Genomic DNA, 20,711 nt, shown 5'->3' with positions numbered 1-20,711 from the left:
GTGCCCAGCCCTCGGAGTGGTGGGCAACAATTGCCGGGTCGAGGCAACCATAATGCCTCCTTAATGCTGCAAATTCAGAGACATAACGGGACCTTCGGTAAGGTTTGGCTGGCCCGCGGCTTGCTGCGTGGGGGGCGGGCAAAACGCCCCCGGCCATCAGAACGACGGCTGGACCTTTTGAACGAAGGACCTACCGATGCCCAATTCGGTGAACACCAACCTTGGCGCGCTCATCGCGCTCCAGAACCTGAATGCCACGAACTCGGAACTGCAGACGGTGCAGTCCCGGATCAACACCGGCAAGAAGGTCGCCTCGGCGAAGGACAATGGCGCTATCTTCGCCATCGCCCAGAACCAGCGCGCCACTTCCAACGCCCTGAACTCGGTCATTTCGTCGCTCGAGCGGAACCAGTCCGCCGTCGAGGTCGCGATCTCGGCCGGCGAGACCATTTCCGACGTGCTGCTGCAGCTCAAGGAAAAGGCCCTGGCCGCCCGTGACTCCGGTCTGGACACGGCCAGCCGCACGGCGCTGAACGACGAGTTCAAGTCGCTGCTCGGTCAGATCACCAAGGCCGTCGTCAACGCCGACTTCAACGGCGCCAACCTGATCAAGCAGGCGGGCACCACGGTGAAGGCGATCGCCAACTCGGACGCCACGTCCGTGATCACCGTGCAGGCCCAGACCCTGACCCTGACGGCGCTGTCGATCAACGCCAGCACGCTGGGGACCACGGCGGCGGCCTCGCTCGCCATCGCGGCGGTCAACGCGGCGATCACCGAAGTGTCGAGCAAGCTTTCGTCGCTCGGCACCGGTTCCAAGGCGCTCGGCAGCCACCTGAACTTCGTGAAGAAGCTTCAGGACACCATCGACGTCGGGGTGGGCAACCTCGTCGACGCCGACCTGGCCAAGGAAAGCGCCCGACTGCAGGCCCTCCAGACCAAGCAGCAGCTTGGCGTGCAGGCCCTGTCGATCGCCAACCAGTCGTCTTCGATCCTGCTGGGCCTCTTCCGTTAAGGCCCGCGCGCCCGCGAGGCTCTCGCAGCATCGCGGGCGGCAACTCGCGTCCGGCGGACGGGTTCGCCCGTCCGCCGTTCGCCTCACGTGGAGCGCTGCACTGACGTTCAGCGAAAGGAGAGATGGAAACCAAGGTCGCGGCCACGTCGCCCGCGCCCGAGCCGAAGAGGGTTCAGACCGCCAAGCCAGCCGACGCCCCCGCCGCCAAGCGCGGCGCGAAGGCCCAGGCCCCGGCTCCGGTCCCCGTCGCGGCTCCGGTCGAAATGCGACTGGTGATTGAAATGGACCAGGCCAGCGGGTCGTACGTCTACAAGACGGTGAACCGCCTGACCGGCGAGGTCGTCCAGCAGCTGCCCCGGGCCGAGGTCCTGAGGCTGAAGGACGAGGCTCAGTACGCCGCCGGATCGGTGATCAGCACCGAGGCCTGATCGACGGGCGCGCCCGCGCGCGCACGAGGACGCTTGTCCCCACCGCCCCGGAGCCCTCCGGCGGCGGCGCCATGCTTTATGCGTGTTAACCATATGAACACCACGCCTTCCTAGCTTCGAGGCGAGGCGAAGACGCGAGTCGGCGCCGGGGAGCCCCGCCAGGAGAGCGCGATGGTAATCAGCGTCAACACGAACAAGGCTGCGCTGACGGCCCTGCAGAACCTCAACAAGACCAACGACCAGCTGGCCAGTGTCCAGGACCGGGTGAACACCGGCCTGAAGATCGGCAACGCCAAGGACAACGCCGCGATCTGGGCGATCGCCCAGGGACAGCGGGCGGATATCGGCGCGCTGGGCGCGGTGAGGATCAGCCTGGAGCGTGCGAACTCGATCGCCGAGGTCTCGCTGGCGGCCGGCGACACCGTCTCGGACCTGCTCGTGCAGCTGAAGGAGAAGGTCGTCGCGGCGATGGACACCTCGCTCGACACCAACTCGCGCACGGCGCTCAACTCGGACTTCCGCGCGATCCTGCGCCAGATCACCCAGGTGGTGACGAACTCGGAGTTCGACGGGGCGAATCTCTTCAGCGGCACCGGCGGGAACATCCAGTTCCTGGCCAACGCCGATGCGACCTCGCGGCTCACGCTCTCCACGCGCACCCTGGCGCTCGGCGGCAGCAACATCACGATCACGGCGAACGCGAACATCACGACGGTGACGATCGCCACCACGGTGCTGGCGCGCCTGAACGCCTCGATCAGCAACGTGAACCAGGCGCTGGGCAACCTTGGCTCCCAGGCCAAGCAGGTGGACGCCCACCTGGACTTCGTCTCCAAGCTCACCGACGTGCTCGAAGCCGGGGTGGGCAATCTCGTCGACGCCGACCTCGCCAAGGAAAGCGCGCGCCTGCAGGCGCTGCAGGTGCAGCAGCAGCTGGGCGCCCAGGCGCTCTCCATCGCCAACTCCGCGCCGCAGATCGTGCTGCAGCTGTTCCGCGGCGGCTAAGGTCCCGTTTCGTTGGGGCGTCGAAGAACTCCGGGCGCTGGGACGTCCGGGGTTTTTCCATGTTTTACAGGCTGTTGTACGCTTGTCTTCCGAGTTGCCCTGCGCGCGATTATTCCGCCGCAGGCGGCGCCGGTTAACGGCCGGTAAGGGCTGGTCCGGCAAGGTGATTTCCTGATGGTGACGCCGCTCGACCCGAACCTGCTGCTGAACCTGTTTCAGTCACGCGCCGGTCAGACCGCCGCGGGCGCCGGCGCGGGCGCGACGGCCGCCAAGAAGAAGACGATCCCGACGGCCCCCTGGAACCAGCCGGCCGCCGCCGCCATCACCAACGAGGCCGTGAAGGCCGCCCTTTCCGGACGCCGCTTCGTCAGCGAAGGGGCGACGCGCCTCGACGTGCCCGGCGCGAGCGCCGACTACCGCAAGCTCTTCGCGCTCTACCAGGGCCTGGGCGCCCTGATGGGCGTCGCCGAACAGTCGACGGCGAAGAACCTGGCGGTGGCGGACCGCACGCGGATCAACCAGGCCTTCGACCGTGGCCTGAAGGAGATCCTCGGCTACGTCGACACCCTGCAGCTCGACCAAGTCCGGGTGATCCAGGGTGAGGTCTCCACCTCGGCGGCTTCGGCGCTGGGCGTGCCCAAGGCCAAGACGGAGTACGTCACGCGTCCGCTGGCGTCCGGATCCAGCGACACGGCCGCCGAGGCCTTCCAAGGCGCCGTGCAGTTCACCGTGACGGTGAAGCGCTCGGGCCAGACCTTCAACGTGCCGATCGACCTGGCGGGCATGGGCGCGACGACCCGCTCGGTCGGCAACGTGGCCGCCTACGTCAACCAGCAGCTCGAGGCGGCCGGGATCGAGAGCCGATTCGCCTCGCAGCGGATTCCGGGCGGCCCCAAGACCACCACCATCGGCGGCAAGACCGTGACCGTGGGCACGATCCCCGATCAGTACGCCCTGAAGATCAAGGCCACGCTGGGCGAGACCATCAGCTTCTCGGCCTCCGCGACCGCCGGCGCGGTCTACGTGGCGCAGAACGCGGGCAACCCGGACCCCGACGGCAAGGCCGACACCAAGGATTCCACCGAGGCCGCACAGTTCCTGAAGTTCCAGACCGACACGGTCTCGGTGCCGGCGCCGCTGCAGCGTCCGGGCGAGGCGAACTTCGTGGATGGCCGGATCTTCGGACAGACCCTCGGGCCGGAGGTGAAGACCGTCCGGGAGACCCGCGTGGCGGCCGACGGCTCGGTCTACATGCTGGCCGACGTCGTCGAGAAGACGGCGGGCCAGGCGCTGCGCGGCGAGCAGGACGTGGCGCTCCTGAAGTACGACGCCGCCGGCCAGCTGATCTTCGCCCGCACGCTGGGCGCTGCGGACGAGGCGACGGGCCTCGGCCTCGCCATCGCCGCCGACGGCAAGATCGCCGTGGCGGGCTCGGTCAAGGGCGTGCTGAACGGCGCCGCGGACGGGCCGCTGAATTCCACGGGCGCGTTCGACGGCGTGACCGACAGCTTCGTCACCCTCTACGACGCCGAAGGCCAGGAACTGTGGACGCAGCGCCGCGGGGCGCGGCAGGCCGACGAGGCGAGCGAGGTGGCGTTCGGGGCGGACGGCACGGTCTATGTCTCGGGCCGGACCACCTCGACCCTGCCGGGCGCGGCGACGATCGGCGAGGCGGACGCCTACCTCCAGGCGTTCAAGGCCGACGCGGCCGGCAAGGTGCAGACGCTCTTCACCACCACGTTCGGCACCACCGGCGCGGACCGGCCGGCGGGGCTCGTCGTGGACGGGACCAGCGTCATCACCGCCAGCGTCGAGGACGGACGCGCGGTGCTGCGGCGCTACGACGTCTCGGGCGCGGCGCCGGTGCTCACCTCGACGCAGGACCTCGGCGACCTGCAGGGCGGCCAGATCACCGGCCTGGCGCTCGACGGTTCCGACGTGGTGGTCGCCGGTTCCACCGGCAATCCGGGCCTGTCCGGCCTTTCGGTGACCCGCGCGCACGCCGGCGGCCAGGACGCCTTCGCGGCGCGCCTCTCGGCCAACCTCGGCGGCGGGGGTTCGGTGGCGTACTACGGCGGGGCAGGGGACGACCGCGCGACCTCGCTGGCCGTCGCGGGCGGCCAGGTGTGGATCGGGGGCTCAGCCGGGACGGACCTCCCGAACGGGCTCGCGCCCGTGGGGACGAAGGACGGCTTCCTGGCCCGCCTGGACGTGAACGCCGGCACGATCGACTGGGCCCGCCGCTTCACGGGCAAGGACGGCCGGGCCGCGCCGACGGCCATCGCCGTCGACACGACGGGGGCCAGCGTCCTGGATCGGATCGGCCTGCCCAAGGGCGAGCTGGACCTGACGGATTCGGCCCGCATCACCGCCCATTCCGGCCTGCGCGCCGGCGACCAGTTCACCGTCCAGACCGGCCTCGGCATCCGCGGGACGGTGACGATCGAGGACAAGGACACGCTCGACACGCTGGCCCAGAAGATCCGGCGCGCCAGCGGCTTCCAGGCGAAGGTGAGCATCGCCACGAGCAACGGTCAGCGGACCTTGCGGATAGAGCCCAGCACCGATCGCGTGACCCTGGAGTTCACCGCGGGCAAGGCCGACAAGGATGCGCTGGAACTGCTCGGAATCCCCGAGGGCGTGGTGCGCAAGACCCGGGTGGTCGACGGCAAGACCGTGCCGGCGGACGGCAAGTCGGTGATCTACGGCCTGGGCTTCGACTCCGCGCTTTCGCTGGAGAACGACACCGAGCGCAAGCACGCGCTGGCCGAGATCGGCGCGGCGATGGGCAAGCTGCGTCAGGTCTACATCGACCTGAAGGCCGCGGCGTCGCCGCCCAATCCGCTGGCGGCCGCCGCCGCCTCGGGCCCGGTCCCGGCCTACCTCACGAACCAGATCGCCAACTACCAGGCCGCGCTCGCACGCCTGGGCGGCTGAGGCGGCGCCTTGAAAGCGTCCTTCTGCGGGTCTAGCCAGACCGCATGGACACGCCTCCGCAGCCCGCCGAGCCGGCGCCACGCCGCCGTGGCCCGCCGCTCGTCCTCCTGGGCGGCGTGGCCGCGCTGCTCGCAGGCGGCGCCATCGCGTGGGTGCTGGTGCGCGGCGACCGTCCGGAGGCGCCGCCTCCGGCGTCCGAAGGGGGCCTCGTCATCGATTCCAGCGGCGGCGAGGAGGCCGGCCGGATCGATCCGGGCAAGCCGCTGCGCTGCTTCGTCCAGGGCCAGTTCGTCGGCGAGCTGAGCCTGAGCGCCTGCGCCGAGCGCAACGGCGTCGCCACCGATGCGCTCGACGTCGGCCTGGACGAGACCGGCGCGCTGGCCGCGGCCGAGCAGGCCGGCCAGGTGCTGACCCCGTTGCCGCCGACGCCGCAGGACGAGATCGCGCCCGATGCGGCCCCCATCGAGCCGGTCGAGGACACCGAAGACGCCGCCTCGGCGGCGGCCTCCGCCACCGCCTGCTGGCGCCACGGCGGCGGCCGCTGGCGCAAGGTCGCGGGCGACACCGACCTCGACGCCTGCGTCCAGGCTCTGTTCGCGGGCCGCTGCGAGCGGCCGGGCGCGGCGACCTACGGCCGCTTCGGTCCGCAGACGCTGCGGCTCGTCGCCGGGCGGGTCGAGATCTCGGACGACAACCGCACGTTCCACACGCTGGCGCCGCAGAATGCCGACTGCAGCATTCCGGTCGTGCGCTGACCCTGGTAGGCTGATCTTATGTCTGTAAATCCTCTCCCGATCCTCCTGCTCGCCGCGGCGCTCGCCGTGTCGGGCTGCGCCAAGCGGACGAAGCCGCCGGGGGACGCCGGCATCTGCTACCACGTCGTTCCGCAGAAGGACGGGTCCCTGAAGTACAACAAGCTGGTGGACGCCCCCAGCCTGGAGCGCTGCGCGGCGAACCTGGAGGCCATGCGCATCCAGTTCCTCCGCATGGGCGGCAACCAGCAGGAGATCTACGGCGCCTACCAGGCCAACTTCCTCTTCCTGGTGAAGGAAGGGGTCATGACCTCCACCTCGCTGGAGGGCCCCCGCTACGTGGCGCTGGTCCGGACGGGCGACGGGCGGCTGGCGGTTCCCGGAGCGATGCCGCAGGAGTAGCGGCGATTCAGCTGTGGACGGTCCGGGCCGAACCTGAACAAAAGCGGAACCTTTTGGTTGCTGTCGCCGATCCGGCGCGCTAGCGTGCCGCCAGGGCCGACGAGCCCGCGCACACGGAAAGCAAGGACAGATCGATGGCGGGCAGCGTCAACAAGGTCATTCTGGTGGGCAACCTCGGGGCCGACCCCGAGATCCGCAGCCTCAACTCCGGCGACCGGGTCGCCAACCTCCGCGTCGCCACCTCCGAGACCTGGCGCGACCGCACCAGCGGCGAGCGCAAGGAGAAGACCGAGTGGCATCGGGTGGTGATCTTCAACGAGAACATCGTGAAGGTCTGCGAGAACTACCTGCGCAAGGGCTCGACGGTCTACATCGAGGGCGCGCTCCAGACCCGCAAGTACCAGGACAACTCGGGCGCCGAGCGCTACTCCACCGAGATCGTGCTGCAGAAGTTCCGCGGCGAGCTCACCATGCTGGGCGGGCGCGGCGAGAGCGCGGGGGCCGACGACGGCGGCGGCTACGGCGCCAGCGGCGGCTTCTCCTCTGGCCCCCGCAACGGCGGCGGCTCGCGCCCGAGCGAGGACTTCTCCGCGAGCCTCGACGACGAGATTCCGTTCTAGGCCAGGCGTCTAGAGCCGGCTCCTGACGCTCCACAGCTCCGGGAAACACCGCCGCTGGAGGGTGCGGGCAAGGTAGCTCGCGCCCTCGGTGCCGCCGGTCCCGCGCCGGCCGCCGATGATCCGCTCGACGGTGAGAACGTGCTTGTGCCGCCAGGTGAGCAGCGCGTCGTCCAGGTCGACCAGCTTCTCGGCCAGCTGGTAGAGCTCCCAGTGGCGCGCGGTGTCGCGGTAGACCTCGAGCCAGGCGTCCTCCACCGCCGGGTGCGGCGCGTAGGGCTGCGTGACGTCGCGCTGGAGGACCTCCGGCGGGATCTGCAGCCCGCTGGCGGCCACGCGGGCCAGCGCATCGTCGTAGAGGCTGGGCGCGGCCAGGGCCGCTTCGAGCTCGCCGCGGGCCGCCGAGCCCTCGTCCTGGAACGCCAGGAAGGCCGCGTCCTTCAGGCCGAGGAGGTATTCCAGGGTGCGGAACTGCCAGGACTGGAAGCCCGAGCTCGCTCCCAGGCCGTCGCGGAAACTCAGGTAGTCGGCCGGCGTCATCGTCGCCAGCACGTCCCAGGACAGCGTCATGATCGTCTGGATGCGGGAGACGCGCGCCAGCGCCTTGTACGCCGGCTCCACCTCGCCGGAGCGGACCAGGGCCTTGGCCAGCCGCACCTCGTGGATGATCTCCTTGAGCCAGAGTTCCTTCGTCTGGTGGATGACGATGAACAGCAGCTCGTCGTGGCGGTCGCTGGTGGGATGCTGCGCCGAGAGGAGGCGGTCCAGCCCGAGGTAGCTCGAATAGGTGACGGTCATCGGGGCAGGGACCGCCCGCGGCGCCGGGCTGTCAAGCCGGGCGGCGTCCGCCGCGCTCACCCGCCGGCGGGCGTAGAGGACGGCGGGGCCGGGCAGGCGTCGCCGATGCGGCGGGCCTCGGTGGAGGCCTTGCCGGAGATGTCGAGCCCCAGGAACTCGGTGGCGATCTCGGCGGTCAGGTTGAAGCTCGTCGGCGTGTAGGTTCCCTCGCCCTGCACCGCGACCTTGCGACCCTTCTTCGAGACGCAGGCGCCCTTCAGGCGGATCTTGCCGCCCGCGAACACCTTGGTGGGGTAGGTGCAGGCGTAGTGGCGGTTCGACGGGCCCGACATGAACTTCTCCACGTCGGCGGGCGTGATGCAGCGCTTCTCGGTCTTGGTCTGCCGGATCGGCGAGAGCAGGCGATTGGTCGACTCCCAGTAGCCGGGCAGGATGGTCGTCGCGGCCTCCGCAGGGGCGGCGATCGCGAGGACGAGGAGGGCGGGCAGGAGGCGCATCGGAAGACTCTATCGGCCGTTTCCGGCGGCAAGGTGGCTTGCGCCGGTGAACGGAGCCTTAGCTCGCGGCGGCCGCCGAGCTGTTGTCGATGAGCTTGTAGTTGCGCTCGCGGATCGCATGGCCCGCCTCGTCGTAGAGGAAGGGCAGGAAGGCGTAGCGGCGTCCGCGCGTCACGGGCGTCGCCTCGTGGAGCAGGCTGCAGCAGAAAACGACCGCCCCGCCCGTGGGCGGCCGGTAGGTGCGGGGGCCGAACTCGGGGAAGCGCACGTCGCCGCCGTCGAACGCCTCGGCGTTGAGGTTGATGGAGCAGGCGAAGCGGCGGTGGGCGGTGCCGAGCGTCTCGTTGTCGCGGTGCGGGCGGAAGTAGCCGCCCTCTTCGGCGTCGTAGCAGGCGACGAGGTAGCGCTCGAGGCGCGTGGCGGTGAACTGCAGGCCCCGGCGGATGGCGGGCACGAGGTTGCGCTTCAGGGTCTGCAGCAGCTCCTGGCGGAGGTCGGCGTCCTCGACCATCACGTCGCGGCGGTTCTTCATGCGGTCGAGCACGCCCACGGTCTTGCCGTCGATGTCGCGCATGACGCCCGACGGCAGACCGCCGCGCGCCTCGTAGTACGCGATCAGCCGGCGGCACAGATCGGGCTCGAAGACGCGCGGGACGATCAGCACCGGCGCGACGAGCGGCACGCCGGCGTGGGCCGCGAGCGGGGGCAGGGCGGCCAGCCGGCCGAAGACGGCTCCCGGCTCGCCCAGCGGCGCCCGGGCCAGGATGCGCAGCGCCGGGTCGAGGAGGAACCATCCGCCGTCCTCGGGGGCGACCTGATAGCGCTCGTGGACCTGGCCATCGGCGTCGTAGAACCATCGCAGGCCGGGAACCCGGTCCGGCGGCGCGTCGTCCGTCAGGGGCGCGGGCGTCACGAGGAATGCGGCCAGGAACTGGTCGTCGAACCTTGCCTGTTCGGCCTCCCAGGCCGCCACCGCCTGCGCCCGGCGGGCGGGATCGCGGGGGAGGAAGCCCAGCACCACGTAGCGGCCGGCCACGGTCCGGAAATGGAAACGCGGGTTCTGTCGCGTGGGCGCGACGAAGTCCGGCGCGAACTCGCCTTCGGACAGCGGCGGAAGGGCCCAGGCGGCGCTCATGCGGACACGGTCTCCGCGGCGGCGACCCGCGCCTGGTAGGCCGCCAGGACCTGGGCGCCGGCGTCGTCGAAGAAGAAGGGCAGGAAGGCGTAGCGGCGGCCGCGGCGGACCGCCGTCGCCTCGTGCATGAGGCCGCACGAGAAGACCACCGCGCCGCCCGGCGGCGCGCGATAGGTCTGCGGACCGAACTCGGGCAGCCGCAGGTCGCCGCCCTCGAAATCGTCGTTCAGGTTGAGGGAACAGGCGAACTTGCGGTGCGCCGTGCCCTGGGTGGTGTTGTCCCGGTGGGCGTGGAAGACGCCGCCGTCGGCCGCGTCGTAGCAGCTGACCAGGAACCGCTCGATGTGTGTCACCGTGAAGCCCAGCCCCATGGCGATCATCGGATAGAGGCGGCGTTCCAGGCGCGCCTGGATGCCCGCCCTCAGATCGGGATCGTCGATCCAGATGTCGCGGCGCCGCTTGAGCTCGTCCATGACCGCGACCGTGCGGTCGCCCGCGTCGCGCATCACCCCTGTGGCCTCGCCGCCGCTTTCCTGATGCCGCGCGATCAGGGCCTCGCAAAGCTCGGGTTCGAACACCCGCGGCACGATGAGCACCGGGGCATGTAGCGGGACCCCCGCGTGCGCCTCGACGGGCGGCAGCGCGGCGACCCTGGCGAACACCTCGTCGGCGGACTCGATGGGCCACGTCGCCAGGGTCCGAAGCGCCGGGTCCAGCAACAGCCAGTGGGCGTCGGGGCCATAGTGCCGGGTGATCGCGCCGGTCCGGTCCGAGATCCAGCGCAGGCCGCGCAGGTCCCGCACGCCCTGGATCCGGTCCGGCTCCCGCATCACCACGAAGGCGGCGGCCTTGACGTCGTCGAACAGGCGCTGGTGCGTCGCGAGGGCCTGCAGCGCGGGCTGGAGCCGTTCGTCCGTCGGCAGAAACAGCATCAGCACATAGCGGCCGCCGGCCGTGTCGAACACGAACTCGGGCGACGAGACCGTGGGCGCGACGAAGAAGGGAGCCGCCTGGCCGATCGCGAGCATGGCGCGGACCATAGCGTGGCGGCGCGCGTTGTCACCGCCGCGGTGAAGTCAGAGGTCAGGCGCTCTGCGCTGCGGCCGCCAGGTCCAGCATCGGCATCTCGGCCTCGCTCGACAGGCGCAGCGAGACGGCGCACCGGACGCCCTCCTCGGCGTACTCGACCTTGACCTCGCCGCCGCTGCCCTGCGGGAAGCTGCGCTCCAGCAGGCGGGAGCCGAAGCCGCGACGGCTGGGCGGCTGGACGGCCGGCCCGCCGCTCTCGGCCCACAGGAAGCTCATGCGCCGGCCGCCCTGCTCGTCGAGCGCCTGGTTCCAGTGCACCGACACACGTCCCCCGCGGCGCGACAGCGACCCGTGCTTGACGGCGTTGGTGGCGAGCTCGTGCAGCACCAGCGAGAGCGACACGGCCTGGTGCACGCTCAGCCGCAGAGGCGGGCCCTCGACCGAGAACCGGGCGTCCTCGCCGGTGGTGAAAGGGGCCAGGGCGCGTTCGACGAGGTCCGTGAGATCGGCGCCGGCCCAGTTGTGCTCCATCAGCGCCCTGTGCGCCTGGCTCAGCGCCTCGAGGCGGGCGGAGAGATCGTCCCGAAGCTGGCGGTCCAGGTCGGCCGCGCGCAGGGTCTGTTCCACCAGCGACTGGACCGTGGCGAGCGTGTTGTTGATCCGGTGGTTCAGCTCGTTCAGCAGCAGCACGCGCTGCTCTTCGGCGAGCCGGCTCTGGGTCTCGTCGCGGATGATCTTGATCAGCATCGGCGGCGAGCTGCCGCGGATGGCCATGGTCACGCCGTTGGCCCAGAACCGGGCGCCGTCGCCCCGGACGTGCCAGCGGCTGTCCTCCACGCGTCCGTGTTCCCAGGCGTGCTCCAGCTCGCGGCGGTCATCGCCGATGGCCCGGTCCGACTCGAGGAACAGACGCCCGAAGTGGGTCCCGATGGCGGCGTCCTGGGTGATGCCGGTGACCTGGACCGCGCCGGGGCTCCAGGAGCGTACGATGCCGTCGAGGTCGAGCGTCATGATCGCGTAGTCGCGCGCGTGCGCGATCACCAGCCGAGCCGCTTCGCCGTCGATCGCGGGATCGTCGTGTTCCATGGGCCGGAGACGCCTCTGCCGCCAATTGCTCACTCGGTGGCCCTACGAACCACCGGCGTGGCCGCGAGTTCCGGGCGCCGGTGGCGCCGGGCAGGGGCTACGGCCCAGTTCAGGGTGGTGAACGGGCGCTGAACCGGCGTCCCGGACCCCGTTCAGCCAGGCGGGCCTACGGTGGGGACAAGCCAAAGGAGGCCCCCATGAAGAAGACCCTGATCCTCGGCGCCGCGCTCGCCGCCGCGACGCTCGCGGCCGGCGCCGCCTCGGCCCAGCCGTACGGGTATGGCTACGACGGCTACTACAGCGGCCGCTATCATGACGCCGACCGTGACGGCATTCCGGATCGGCGGGAGTGGAACCGCGACCGCGACCGCGACGGCCGCCTCGACCAGTACGACCGCTACGACAACCGCCGCCACGGCTATCGGCACAACGGCTACGGCTACGGCTATGGCCGCCGCGACTCCGACCGCGACGGGATCCCGGATCGCGCCGAGTGGAACCGCGACCGCGACCGTGACGGCCGCCCCGACCAGTACGACCGGTACGACAACCGCCGCGGCTGGGGCTGGCGCTACTAGGGCGCCGGCGCCCGCGGGTGCGGGGCGGCGGCCCTCCGAGCATCGGGCCGCCGCCCCTGCACGACCCGAGGGGCGGGAAGACGAAGAATTCACCATCGCCACCACGTAATAGCTCCGACTGAGGTGCTATTCGGGGGCGGCGATGCCGATCACGACGGCGGAGATCTTCGCGGGACTTCACGAGGGCGACGGCTCGCGCTGGATGACGTCGTCCATCACCTTCTCGATCCCGGGGGCGGGGGCCGTCTGGTCCGCGACGTCCTATCCGCCCGGCGACGAACCCTTCAACGCCGCCTACGGCGTGCTCTCGGCGAGCCAGGCGTCCGCGTTCGTCATGGCCATCCAGGCCTGGGACCGGCTGATCAACCTCTCGATCAACCAGGTGTCCGACAACGGCTTCACCCAGGGCGACATCCGGATCGCCTTCACCAACGCCGCGGACTACGCCAGCGCCAACGCCGCGGCCTACGCCTACGGCCCGCCGACGCCCGGGTTCAGCAGCGCCGCGTTCGAGGGGGACATCTGGCTCGACGATGAATACAAGGGCGACGCCGCCGATCCGGGCACGTTCCTCTACACGACGCTGCTGCACGAGATCGGCCACGCGCTTGGCCTGAAGCACCCGTTCGAGGACGGGCCGCGCCTGCCGGTCGAGTTCGACACGACCCGCTACACGGTGATGTCGTACACGAACTTCGAGGACTCGATCCTGAGGACCTTCGAGGTCCGCGGCGGCACGCTGTTCGCCAGCGGCGACTTCGTGCAGCCCTCGACGCCCATGCTGCTGGACGTCATCGCCATCCAGGGCCTCTACGGCGCGGCCAGCAACGTGGCGACGGGCGGCGACACCTACACGTTCTCGCAGGACACCGCGTTGATGGCGACGCTGGTGGACAACGGCGGGGTGGACACCCTGGACCTGGCCGCCCACACCCGGGCGTCCAGCATCAACCTGACGCCAGGGACCTATTCCTCCATCGCCCTCTTTCCCGTGGCGGCGCAGATCGCCTTCTACACGGCGGCGTTCCCGAACTTCTCGGCAAGCTTCATCGCCGACTTCCTGAACAAGCCCGACACCTACACCTGGTCCAACAACCTCGCGACGTCGCCCAACACCACCATCGAGAACGTGCTGGTCGGCGCGGGTTCGGACACCGTGATCGGCAATACGGCCGCCAACAGCATCTCGGGCGGCGCCGGCTCGGACTCGGTGGCCGGCGGCGCGGGCGGCGACACGATCACCGGCGGCAGCGCCGGCGTGGCGGGCAACTACCTGCGCGGCGACGAGGGCGACGACAGCCTCGTCGGGGGCGCCGACTTCGACGACATCAACGGCAACATGGGCTCGGACACCGTCTCCACCGGCGGCGGCACGGATTTCTGCGTCGGCGGCCGCGACAACGACCTGCTGTTCGGCGGCGACGGCGACGACTTCACCTACGGCAACCTCGGCGACGACACCTGCCACGGCGAGAACGGGGCGGACACGGTGCGGGGCGGGCAGGGGAACGACACCCTGGCCGGGGGCGCGGGGGCCGACTTCGTCTCGGGCGACCGGGGCGACGACACCATGACCGGCGGCAGCGGCGCCGACCTGTTCCACTCCTCTGCGGACGCCGGGATCGACCGGGTCCTCGACTTCAGCGTCGCCGAGGGGGACCGCGTCCTCCTGGATGCCGGAACGCAGTTCACGGTCATGCAGGTCGGCGGCGACACGGTGATCCAGATGAGCTCCGGCCAGGTGATCCTGGTGGGCGTCGCGATGTCGAGCCTGCCGCCGGGATCGATCTTCGGAGCCTGAGCCGGCGTCAGCGGCCGTGACCGCCGTGGCCGTGCGCCCGGCCGCACATGCGGTGGCCGGCCCGGTCCAGGAACATGATCTGCACCCCCGGACTCCAGGTGAGGGTCCGGACGCCGTCGCTCCAGGTGAGCTTCACCGGCCCGCTGTCGAGGCCCGGGAGGCTGGTCAGGACGTGCGGACCGTCGCCCGCGTCGACGATGGCCACGAACCGCTCGCCGCGGGCCGCGAAGCGGGCCGTGACGTCGCTGCCGTCCTGGCACTTGAACGCCGTGGTCCCCGCCGGCGTCTCGCGCCCGGGCGCGGCGGCGAGGGCCAGGAGCAGGGCGGCGGCCGCCGCGAGGGCCATCTCAGGCGCCCGTGAAGCGCGGCGCGCGCTTTTCGACGAAGTGCGCCACGCCTTCCTTGAAGTCGTCGCTCTTCAGGCTGAGGGCCATCTCGCGGTCCGCGAGCTCGAGCGCCTCGCCGAGGTCCTGGAAGGCCGATTCCCACAGCTGCCGCTTGATCACGCCCAGCGAGCGCGGCGAGACCTCGTCGGCCAGCATGCGCGCGTAGGCGCGGGTTTCGGCCATGAGCTCGTTGGTCGGGAACACGCGGTCGACGAGGCCGATGCGAAGCGCCTCTTCGGCGCCCACCTTGCGGGACGAGAGCAGCAGGTCCATCGCCCGGGACTGCCCCACCAGGCGCGGAAGGGTCCAGCTGATCCCGTGCTCGGCGATCAGGCCCCGGCGCGCGAAGGCCGTCACGAACGCGGCGCTGTCGGCGGCGAACCGCAGGTCGGCGTAGAGCGAGATCACGAAGCCCATCCCGGCGGCCGGACCGTTGACGGCCGCGATGATCGGGGTCTTCACGCTCGGGAAGTACGCCATGGGGTGATGGAAGTCGCCGCGGGAGGCCGGATCGTAGGGCTCCGGTCCCCGCCCGCCGCCGGTCTCGCCGGTCTCGGTCACGGTGGCGAGATAACCCATGTCCGCCCCGGCGCAGAAGCCGCGGCCCGCGCCGGTGAGGATGATGACGCGCACGTCGGGATCGGCGTCGGCCTTGGCCATGGCGGCCCGCAGCTCGGATCCCATGGGACCCGTCCAGGCGTTCAGACGGTCCGGGCGGTTCAGGGTGATCGTCGCGATGTGGTCGCTGACCTCGTACAGGATCGGCGTGTCGGTCATGGGGACTCCGGCGGCGGTGGGCTGGCGGCGTCGGCCAGCTGGCGGATGCGGCGGTCGTACAGGTCGGCGAGCGCCTCGCGGTCGGAGACGCCGTCCCGCTCACCCTTCCACGCCGCCTGCTCGGCTTCCAGCGCGCGCGCGTCGGCGCCTGCCGTGAGCGCGGCCTGGAGCGCGGCCTTCAGAGCCTGTTCCCGCTGCGCGAGACTGGGATAGCCGCAGACCAGCCGGTCCGCAGCGGTGGGCTCGTCGTAACAGGGGTTGTGCCGGCGTGGCGGCGCCGCGCCCTGAGCGGCCTGCTCCGGCACCGGGTCGGAGAGCGGATCATCGGCCGCGAGGGGGGATGTCGCGAGCGCCAGGGCCACCCGCGGCGGCGGCGCCGTGTCGCGGACCGGCGTGACAAGCTGTCCCGGATCGACGCTCAGGCCGAGGACCAGGGCGGCTGTCGCAGCGCCCGCGACTCCCGCCGTGATCGCGACCGCCAGTCGCCGCCGAGGGCGGACCCTGGCGGGCGGCGAGGCCTCGACCGCAGGCTGACCGAGCACGAAGGACGAGGGCGTTCCATAGCGTCCGATGCGACCCGGCCGCGCCTCGATCTCGGCGGTGAGCTGCGCGATGAGGGCCTGCTGCCCGCGAGCGCGCGCGACCTCCAGAAGCTGCCGCAGCTCCGCCTGACTCAAGGCCGAGATGTCGATACCCAGCACGCCCCGCCTCCCCGCGAGCGTTACAATCGCCCCAGCCTAGCACGGGTTTGGCTCCCGCCGCGGCAGCCTCGGGCGGGAATCTGCGGCTACCGGCCTGGCCGCTGCCGCTTCTGCCGCCACACCTCGGCGCTGCCGGCGCCCAGGGTGACCGGATCGGTCGCGATGGCGTCGGCCTCGGCGTTGGGATCGGTGAACACGAGCACTGGCGGCTCGGGCGGCACGCCGCCGAGTCCTGCGGTCGCCGGATCCACCCCGTCCGTCGAGCGGCCGGAGCCGGTCCTCAGCGCGCCCAGGCCCGAGCTGTCGATGATGCGATTGGTGAAGGCCGCCACGGCGAGCGGCCCGCAGCCGCCCTGGCCGGCGTCGCAGCCGTTGAAGCGGATGATCCCCGAGCCGCCGCCTTCGACGCTCAGCGAGCCGCCGCGGACCACGCCGTTCGCGTCGCGGAACGCCCCCGAAAGGTCGACGACGCTGGCGCGGGCGGCGCTCAGCGCCCCCGGAAGCAGGGTCGTCACGAGGATCCCGTTGGGGCGCTGCATGGTCCCCGTGTTCTGCTGCACGATCCGGTCGGCCGCGCGCAGCGAGAGCTCGGCCGCGGTGACGAAGACCAGGTTCTCCTCGTCGGGCGTCGGCGCCACGCCCACCGGCAGGTTGCGGACGATGTCGATCGACGACGGCGGGGCGGAGGCCACGAGGCTGATGAAGCGCGGCGCGCCGATGAGCACGTCGTTCCGTGCGTTGAAGTTCACCTCGTCGAAGGCGCGCACGTCGCTGTAGCCCGCGTCCGGCGAGCCGCGGGAGAAGCCGACGGCGCCGGTCACCAGGATCCGGCCGGGCCGCCACGGCGAATCGACCGCGGCCTCGCCGATGTTGACGACGCCGCCCGTGATGCCGGGCGCGAGCGTGCCCGGGATGACCACGTCGTTCTGCCCGCCCGCGGCGAAGAGCAGGCGGGGCGTGCGGCCCGGGGTCACGTTCAGGTCCTGGACCACCAGGTCCCCGCGCGCATCCGACGCCGTCGAGCCGGCGTAGAAGCTGGCCTCGCCGCTGACGGCGATCTGCTGGAACTCGGCGTCGGTCAGGCGAAGGCCCGGCATGTCGGCCGCCGGCGCCCCGGCTGCGCCGCCCGCCGCTCCGCCCAGGGTCATCGCGCCCTGCAGGGACTCGATGCGCAGGTTCGCTGCGGTCAGCGTTCCGGTGAGCTCGAGGTCCGAGGCGCGGATGGTGAAGGTCCGGCCTGCCGAGCTGGGTGCAAGCGTCAGCAGGCCGGGGACGCTGACGGTCACGTCGCGACCGCCGGCGAAAGCCACGTTGGAAGCGCCGGCCAGCGGGGAGCCGGACACGGCGCCGAAGGTGATGTCGGCCGAGGCGCCCCCCGTCCGCAGGATCAGGCTGCGGCCGGCCGGACCCTCGTCCGTCCCCGCGCCGGTGAGCCTTGCCTCGCCCAGCACGATGGAGCCGGCGGCGCCGGTCGTGGTGATGAGGATGTCGTCCGCCGCCAGGGCCGCGTTCACGCTGACCGCGGGGCCGCCGTTCGCCGCCGCGCCGGACGCGTTCACGACCACGCTGCGACCGGAGTTCAACCGGGCGGCCTGGACCGAGCCGGCGTCGATCTGGAGGCGGCCCACCGCGTTCACGGCGCCCGCGACGTTGAGTGCGCCGGTCGTGCGCAGCGTCGCTGCGGCGCCGGCGGAGGCGCTGGCGCGCACGGTGAGGCTCCGCGCGGCGTCGACCGCCAGGAGCCGCCCGGCGTCGAGCCCGCTGGTGTCGACGCTGGCCGCCGCGAGGCCCAGGTCGCGTCCTGCGGAGAGTTGCGTCGCGGTCATGGCCGTCGGCGCGGCGAACCCGCCCAGGAGGTCGCGGGTGGCCGTCACCACGCCGAACGTGGCGGTGGTCTCGGTCGTGGTGTTGACGCGCGTGGCGCCGGGCTGGCGGTTGGAGATCCCCGCGCCGGCGGCGAGGATCACGTCGCCACGGTCGGCGCTCGCCGACTGGGCCGCGATCAGGCCCGGGGCGCTGACCACGGCACTCGCCACATCGGCGCGGTTGACGACGGCCAGATAGACGCTGCCCGCGGCCGTCTGGCCGGCGAGCGTCAGGGGTGTCGCGGAGGCCGTGCCGCCGCCGGCCGGCACCACGAAGTCGACGAGGTCGAGGTCGCCGGGCTGCGGCGCGAACCGAACGGTGTAGTCGCCGGCCGCAGCATAGAGGACGCTCGAGCGGCCGGTTCCGGTGACGGCGGCGCCGCTGGCCGTGGTCACTGCGCCGGCGATCAGGGCGACAGGACCGCCGCCGCTCTTCACTTCGGCCCCGGCGCGGACGTCCACGCGCCCGGCGCCGCCCCCCGTGAACCCGAAGCTGAAGTTGGAGGGGTCGAGGAAGCCCGCTGTCGCGACCTGGCCCGACGTGGCGAGCAGGCCTCCGACGTTCACCCGCGCATTGGAGCCGATGACGACCCCGCCGGGCGCGTAGAACCAGACGTTGCCGGCGCCGCGCGCATTGCCGACGAAGGCCTCGATCTGGCCGTCGAGCACCGCCTGGCCGGTGACGCGGTTCAGCACGATCCAGTTGCGGTCGCCGAACCGGTATACGACCGCCTGGTCCGAGGCGAGATTGAACGTGGACCAGTTGAGGATCGTGCGTGGGGCGCCGAGCGTGATGTCGGCCGTTCGCGCCGTCTGGACGATCGCCGGGCTCTGTCCGCCCGGGGAGACCAGGGTGGCGGCGGCGTCGAGGACGAGCTGCGCATGCGCGGGCGGCGCCGAGACGAGGACGGCGGCGCAGCTGGCCAGCCATCCGACCCGGCGTGCACGCGGCGCCGGCGCTAGACCGCGCCTGCGTCGGACCACAGGCCGCCTCCCATCAGTTGCGACATGAAGGTCGACAGTTCGATCGGCGCCGCGGCGGCCTCGAACGGACCGGCGCCCGCCGTCGCCACCTTGTCGTCGTTGAGAACGACGCCCGTGATGCTCAGGGTGTTCAGGGCGCCGCCGCCGAGGGTGACGACGAAGCTCTCGTTGCCCTCCGGCGCGACATCGCCGGTCACCACGACGGTCAGCGTCGCCTGGGAGGCGCCGGCCGCGAAGCTGATCGTGCCGGTGAGGGCGGACTGCATCTCGCTCGGGCTCAGGCCGCCCGAGGTCGGGAAGCTGATCGCGTAGGGCGCGCTGGCGGCTGTGGCCACGTCGCCCACCCGCATGATGGTGATGTTGAAGCTCGTCGCGCTTCCGGCGTCGCCCTCGGGCAGCACCAGCGCCGACGGGCTGGCGATCAGGAGGCTCTGGCGGGAATCGTCGTCCAGGATGACGCCGGCGGCGCTCGCGTTGAGGGGCAGGGTGGTCGCGCCGGTGGTGGCCGAGACCAGGCGGACCGTGAAGGTCTCGTCAGGCTCGGGCCGTACGTCGCCCAGCGCGTTCACCGTGATGATCGCGCGATCCTGGCCCGCGGCGAACTCGATCGTCCCGGACAGAGCCTGGCCGCCGTCGAGGTCCTGGGCGTCGGCGGTGTCGAGCGACACCGTCCAGGTCACGGTCGAGGCGCGCGAGAGGTCTCCGCTTCGCAGCACGACGAAGTCGAACGGGGAGGCGCCGACAAGGCCCTCCGCCCGCGTGACGGGACCGGCGAACTGGAAGTTCACGGCCGGATCGTCGTTGACGATGACGCCGACGGCGTCGACGCCCGGGTCCCAGGTCTCGCCGTTGAAGTTGGCCTGCGTCAGGCGGAAGTGGAACCACTCGTCGTCCTCGAACCGGCGGTCCCCCTGGATCTCCACACGGACCGTGGCGGTGGTCTCGAACGGCGCGAACGCCACGAACCCCGAGAACGGCTGGCCCGGCGCCAGGTCGTTGGGGTCATCGAGGGTGATCTCCCAGTCGACCACAGAGCCGGCGTTGAGGTCGTCCCCCGAGCGGGTGATGACGACGTCGACCGCGACGGTCCCCTCGTCGCCCTCGCGGAACAGGCCGATCTGGCGGACGTCGAATGTCGCCGGGCGCGGCGGGGGCGGGGGTTCGCTGGACGAGGGGCCGCCCCCCGCGCCGCCTGAGACCACGCCCCCGCGGACCTGGAAGTAGTAGTAGCCCGCCTGACCGGTGTTCCCGATCTCGGTGTCGATGGTCTTGATGATCTCGAAGTCGCCCGTATCGCCGGCGATGTCCGAGAGCGTGAGCTCGAACCCCGCCGAGCCGTTCCCGCGGGCGTACCCGGCGCGCGGGGTCTCGCCGAACGAGTCGTTCGTGGCCGAGGTCGACTGGTTGATGTGCTCGTAGATGAACTCGATGTCGAAGTCGCCGCCGCCCACGTCGATGAGGCGGATCTGGAAGGCGTTCGGATTGCCGATCTGACCCGAGAAGTAACCGACGTCATCCCAGGTGGCGGTGAAGATGCGGTTGGTCGTGTCGAGGTCGTAGTAGACCAGGTTCGAACCGGTCGACGTGCCGCCGGGCGACGGATTGTCGACCCCGCCGCGGGTGTCGATGTCGAACCAGTACGCCGCGATGATCGGGACGTTCAGTCCGCCGGCCCCGATGGGCGCGCCGATGTACTGGCCCAGCGGGTTGCCGAAGGTGATGTTTCCGTTGTTGTTGACGAACAGGCTGGTGTGGTTCGTGCCGAAGAAATTGAGCCCGCCAGCGCCAAAAACCGACGTGATGTTGATCGCGCCGGTCGAGCTGTCGTCATTGCGGCCGAGCACGCCCTCGCCGAAGCCGGCGGGGCCGCCAAGGCCCGTCACGAGGCTGGGCACGCTACTCACCCCCCACCACGGCC

Annotated in this window: 19 protein-coding genes; 9 read left to right on the top strand and 10 right to left on the bottom strand. The window is 71.3% G+C overall.

Annotated elements, in window-relative coordinates:
• The first annotated feature begins 196 nt into the window (after window positions 1-196).
• From JNK30_RS08020 to ssb, 7 genes are all read left to right on the top strand, one after another.
• Window positions 197-1,015 carry a flagellin gene (locus tag JNK30_RS08020; protein ID WP_293481541.1) on the top strand — a complete coding sequence of 273 codons (819 nt, stop codon included), beginning with the start codon at window positions 197-199 and terminating at the stop codon, window positions 1,013-1,015.
• 122 nt (window positions 1,016-1,137) lie between these two features.
• Window positions 1,138-1,443, top strand: coding sequence for a flagellar protein FlaG (locus tag JNK30_RS08015; protein WP_293481540.1), 306 nt, complete (start codon window positions 1,138-1,140; stop codon window positions 1,441-1,443).
• A 171-nt stretch (window positions 1,444-1,614) separates the two neighbouring features.
• A complete protein-coding gene (locus JNK30_RS08010; protein ID WP_293481539.1) occupies window positions 1,615-2,448 on the top strand; it encodes a flagellin in 834 nt (277 codons plus the stop codon).
• 174 nt (window positions 2,449-2,622) lie between these two features.
• Entirely contained in the window at window positions 2,623-5,385 is a 2,763-nt protein-coding gene (locus JNK30_RS08005; RefSeq protein WP_293481538.1) for a hypothetical protein, read from the top strand.
• A gap of 44 nt (window positions 5,386-5,429) precedes the next feature.
• Complete coding sequence (locus tag JNK30_RS08000; protein ID WP_293481537.1) at window positions 5,430-6,140, top strand: hypothetical protein; 711 nt, start codon at window positions 5,430-5,432, stop codon at window positions 6,138-6,140.
• An 18-nt stretch (window positions 6,141-6,158) separates the two neighbouring features.
• Entirely contained in the window at window positions 6,159-6,539 is a 381-nt protein-coding gene (locus JNK30_RS07995; protein ID WP_293481536.1) for a hypothetical protein, read from the top strand.
• A gap of 134 nt (window positions 6,540-6,673) precedes the next feature.
• The gene (ssb, locus tag JNK30_RS07990; RefSeq protein WP_293481535.1) at window positions 6,674-7,159 is read left to right on the top strand and encodes a single-stranded DNA-binding protein; all 486 of its coding nucleotides are present in this window, start codon (window positions 6,674-6,676) and stop codon (window positions 7,157-7,159) included.
• A gap of 9 nt (window positions 7,160-7,168) precedes the next feature.
• On the opposite strand, the gene JNK30_RS07985 is transcribed toward ssb, so the two are convergent.
• From JNK30_RS07985 to JNK30_RS07965, 5 genes are read right to left on the bottom strand one after another with little or no spacing between them, the layout of a single operon-like run.
• The gene (locus tag JNK30_RS07985; protein ID WP_293481534.1) at window positions 7,169-7,954 is read right to left on the bottom strand and encodes a tryptophan 2,3-dioxygenase; all 786 of its coding nucleotides are present in this window, start codon (window positions 7,952-7,954) and stop codon (window positions 7,169-7,171) included.
• A 56-nt stretch (window positions 7,955-8,010) separates the two neighbouring features.
• On the bottom strand, window positions 8,011-8,451 hold the full coding sequence (locus tag JNK30_RS07980; protein ID WP_293481533.1) for a DUF3617 family protein: 441 nt from the start codon (window positions 8,449-8,451) through the stop codon (window positions 8,011-8,013).
• A gap of 58 nt (window positions 8,452-8,509) precedes the next feature.
• A complete protein-coding gene (locus tag JNK30_RS07975) occupies window positions 8,510-9,586 on the bottom strand; it encodes a 2OG-Fe(II) oxygenase (protein WP_293481532.1) in 1,077 nt (358 codons plus the stop codon).
• Window positions 9,583-10,614 (bottom strand): 2OG-Fe(II) oxygenase, encoded by a 1,032-nt coding sequence (locus tag JNK30_RS07970; RefSeq protein WP_293481531.1) that lies wholly within the window; start codon window positions 10,612-10,614, stop codon window positions 9,583-9,585. The genes JNK30_RS07975 and JNK30_RS07970 overlap by 4 nt, the downstream gene beginning before the upstream one ends.
• Before the next feature lie 55 nt (window positions 10,615-10,669).
• On the bottom strand, window positions 10,670-11,701 hold the full coding sequence (locus JNK30_RS07965) for an HWE histidine kinase domain-containing protein (RefSeq protein WP_293481530.1): 1,032 nt from the start codon (window positions 11,699-11,701) through the stop codon (window positions 10,670-10,672).
• Window positions 11,702-11,898: 197 nt separating this feature from the next.
• Here JNK30_RS07965 and JNK30_RS07960 point away from each other — a divergent pair, with 197 nt between their 5' ends.
• Together JNK30_RS07960 and JNK30_RS07955 are read left to right on the top strand one after the other, a co-directional pair.
• Window positions 11,899-12,279, top strand: coding sequence for a hypothetical protein (locus JNK30_RS07960; protein ID WP_293481529.1), 381 nt, complete (start codon window positions 11,899-11,901; stop codon window positions 12,277-12,279).
• A gap of 142 nt (window positions 12,280-12,421) precedes the next feature.
• Window positions 12,422-14,080, top strand: coding sequence for a M10 family metallopeptidase (locus tag JNK30_RS07955; protein ID WP_293481528.1), 1,659 nt, complete (start codon window positions 12,422-12,424; stop codon window positions 14,078-14,080).
• A 7-nt stretch (window positions 14,081-14,087) separates the two neighbouring features.
• On the opposite strand, the gene JNK30_RS07950 is transcribed toward JNK30_RS07955, so the two are convergent.
• The 5 genes from JNK30_RS07950 to JNK30_RS07930 all read right to left on the bottom strand — a co-directional run bounded on the left by JNK30_RS07950 (window position 14,088) and on the right by JNK30_RS07930 (window position 20,688).
• On the bottom strand, window positions 14,088-14,426 hold the full coding sequence (locus tag JNK30_RS07950; RefSeq protein ID WP_293481527.1) for a hypothetical protein: 339 nt from the start codon (window positions 14,424-14,426) through the stop codon (window positions 14,088-14,090).
• Between the two features lies 1 nt (window position 14,427).
• Window positions 14,428-15,243, bottom strand: coding sequence for an enoyl-CoA hydratase (locus JNK30_RS07945; RefSeq protein ID WP_293481526.1), 816 nt, complete (start codon window positions 15,241-15,243; stop codon window positions 14,428-14,430).
• The gene (locus JNK30_RS07940; RefSeq protein ID WP_293481525.1) at window positions 15,240-15,944 is read right to left on the bottom strand and encodes a hypothetical protein; all 705 of its coding nucleotides are present in this window, start codon (window positions 15,942-15,944) and stop codon (window positions 15,240-15,242) included. Before JNK30_RS07940 ends, JNK30_RS07945 begins: the two co-directional genes overlap by 4 nt.
• Window positions 15,945-16,030: 86 nt before the next feature.
• The gene (locus JNK30_RS07935) at window positions 16,031-18,793 is read right to left on the bottom strand and encodes a filamentous hemagglutinin N-terminal domain-containing protein (RefSeq protein ID WP_293481524.1); all 2,763 of its coding nucleotides are present in this window, start codon (window positions 18,791-18,793) and stop codon (window positions 16,031-16,033) included.
• Window positions 18,769-20,688: a nidogen-like domain-containing protein gene (locus tag JNK30_RS07930; protein WP_293481523.1), complete on the bottom strand. Its 1,920-nt coding sequence runs from the start codon at window positions 20,686-20,688 to the stop codon at window positions 18,769-18,771. Before JNK30_RS07930 ends, JNK30_RS07935 begins: the two co-directional genes overlap by 25 nt.
• Window positions 20,689-20,711 lie beyond the last annotated feature (23 nt).

This window comes from Phenylobacterium sp. (genome assembly GCF_016793225.1).
Lineage (GTDB): Bacteria > Pseudomonadota > Alphaproteobacteria > Caulobacterales > Caulobacteraceae > Phenylobacterium.
This window is presented reverse-complemented; position numbering and strand designations above follow the sequence as displayed.

What these genes read in the sequence shown, in the direction of transcription:
- JNK30_RS08020 (WP_293481541.1), top strand. Translation starts at nt 197, where the DNA reads ATGCCCAATTCGGTGAACACCAACCTTGGCGCGCTCATCGCGCTCCAG.
- JNK30_RS08015 (WP_293481540.1), top strand. Translation starts at nt 1,138, where the DNA reads ATGGAAACCAAGGTCGCGGCCACGTCGCCCGCGCCCGAGCCGAAGAGG.
- JNK30_RS08010 (WP_293481539.1), top strand. Translation starts at nt 1,615, where the DNA reads ATGGTAATCAGCGTCAACACGAACAAGGCTGCGCTGACGGCCCTGCAG.
- JNK30_RS08005 (WP_293481538.1), top strand. Translation starts at nt 2,623, where the DNA reads ATGGTGACGCCGCTCGACCCGAACCTGCTGCTGAACCTGTTTCAGTCA.
- JNK30_RS08000 (WP_293481537.1), top strand. Translation starts at nt 5,430, where the DNA reads ATGGACACGCCTCCGCAGCCCGCCGAGCCGGCGCCACGCCGCCGTGGC.
- JNK30_RS07995 (WP_293481536.1), top strand. Translation starts at nt 6,159, where the DNA reads ATGTCTGTAAATCCTCTCCCGATCCTCCTGCTCGCCGCGGCGCTCGCC.
- ssb (WP_293481535.1), top strand. Translation starts at nt 6,674, where the DNA reads ATGGCGGGCAGCGTCAACAAGGTCATTCTGGTGGGCAACCTCGGGGCC.
- JNK30_RS07985 (WP_293481534.1), bottom strand. Translation starts at nt 7,954, where the DNA reads ATGACCGTCACCTATTCGAGCTACCTCGGGCTGGACCGCCTCCTCTCG.
- JNK30_RS07980 (WP_293481533.1), bottom strand. Translation starts at nt 8,451, where the DNA reads ATGCGCCTCCTGCCCGCCCTCCTCGTCCTCGCGATCGCCGCCCCTGCG.
- JNK30_RS07975 (WP_293481532.1), bottom strand. Translation starts at nt 9,586, where the DNA reads ATGAGCGCCGCCTGGGCCCTTCCGCCGCTGTCCGAAGGCGAGTTCGCG.
- JNK30_RS07970 (WP_293481531.1), bottom strand. Translation starts at nt 10,614, where the DNA reads ATGCTCGCGATCGGCCAGGCGGCTCCCTTCTTCGTCGCGCCCACGGTC.
- JNK30_RS07965 (WP_293481530.1), bottom strand. Translation starts at nt 11,701, where the DNA reads ATGGAACACGACGATCCCGCGATCGACGGCGAAGCGGCTCGGCTGGTG.
- JNK30_RS07960 (WP_293481529.1), top strand. Translation starts at nt 11,899, where the DNA reads ATGAAGAAGACCCTGATCCTCGGCGCCGCGCTCGCCGCCGCGACGCTC.
- JNK30_RS07955 (WP_293481528.1), top strand. Translation starts at nt 12,422, where the DNA reads ATGCCGATCACGACGGCGGAGATCTTCGCGGGACTTCACGAGGGCGAC.
- JNK30_RS07950 (WP_293481527.1), bottom strand. Translation starts at nt 14,426, where the DNA reads ATGGCCCTCGCGGCGGCCGCCGCCCTGCTCCTGGCCCTCGCCGCCGCG.
- JNK30_RS07945 (WP_293481526.1), bottom strand. Translation starts at nt 15,243, where the DNA reads ATGACCGACACGCCGATCCTGTACGAGGTCAGCGACCACATCGCGACG.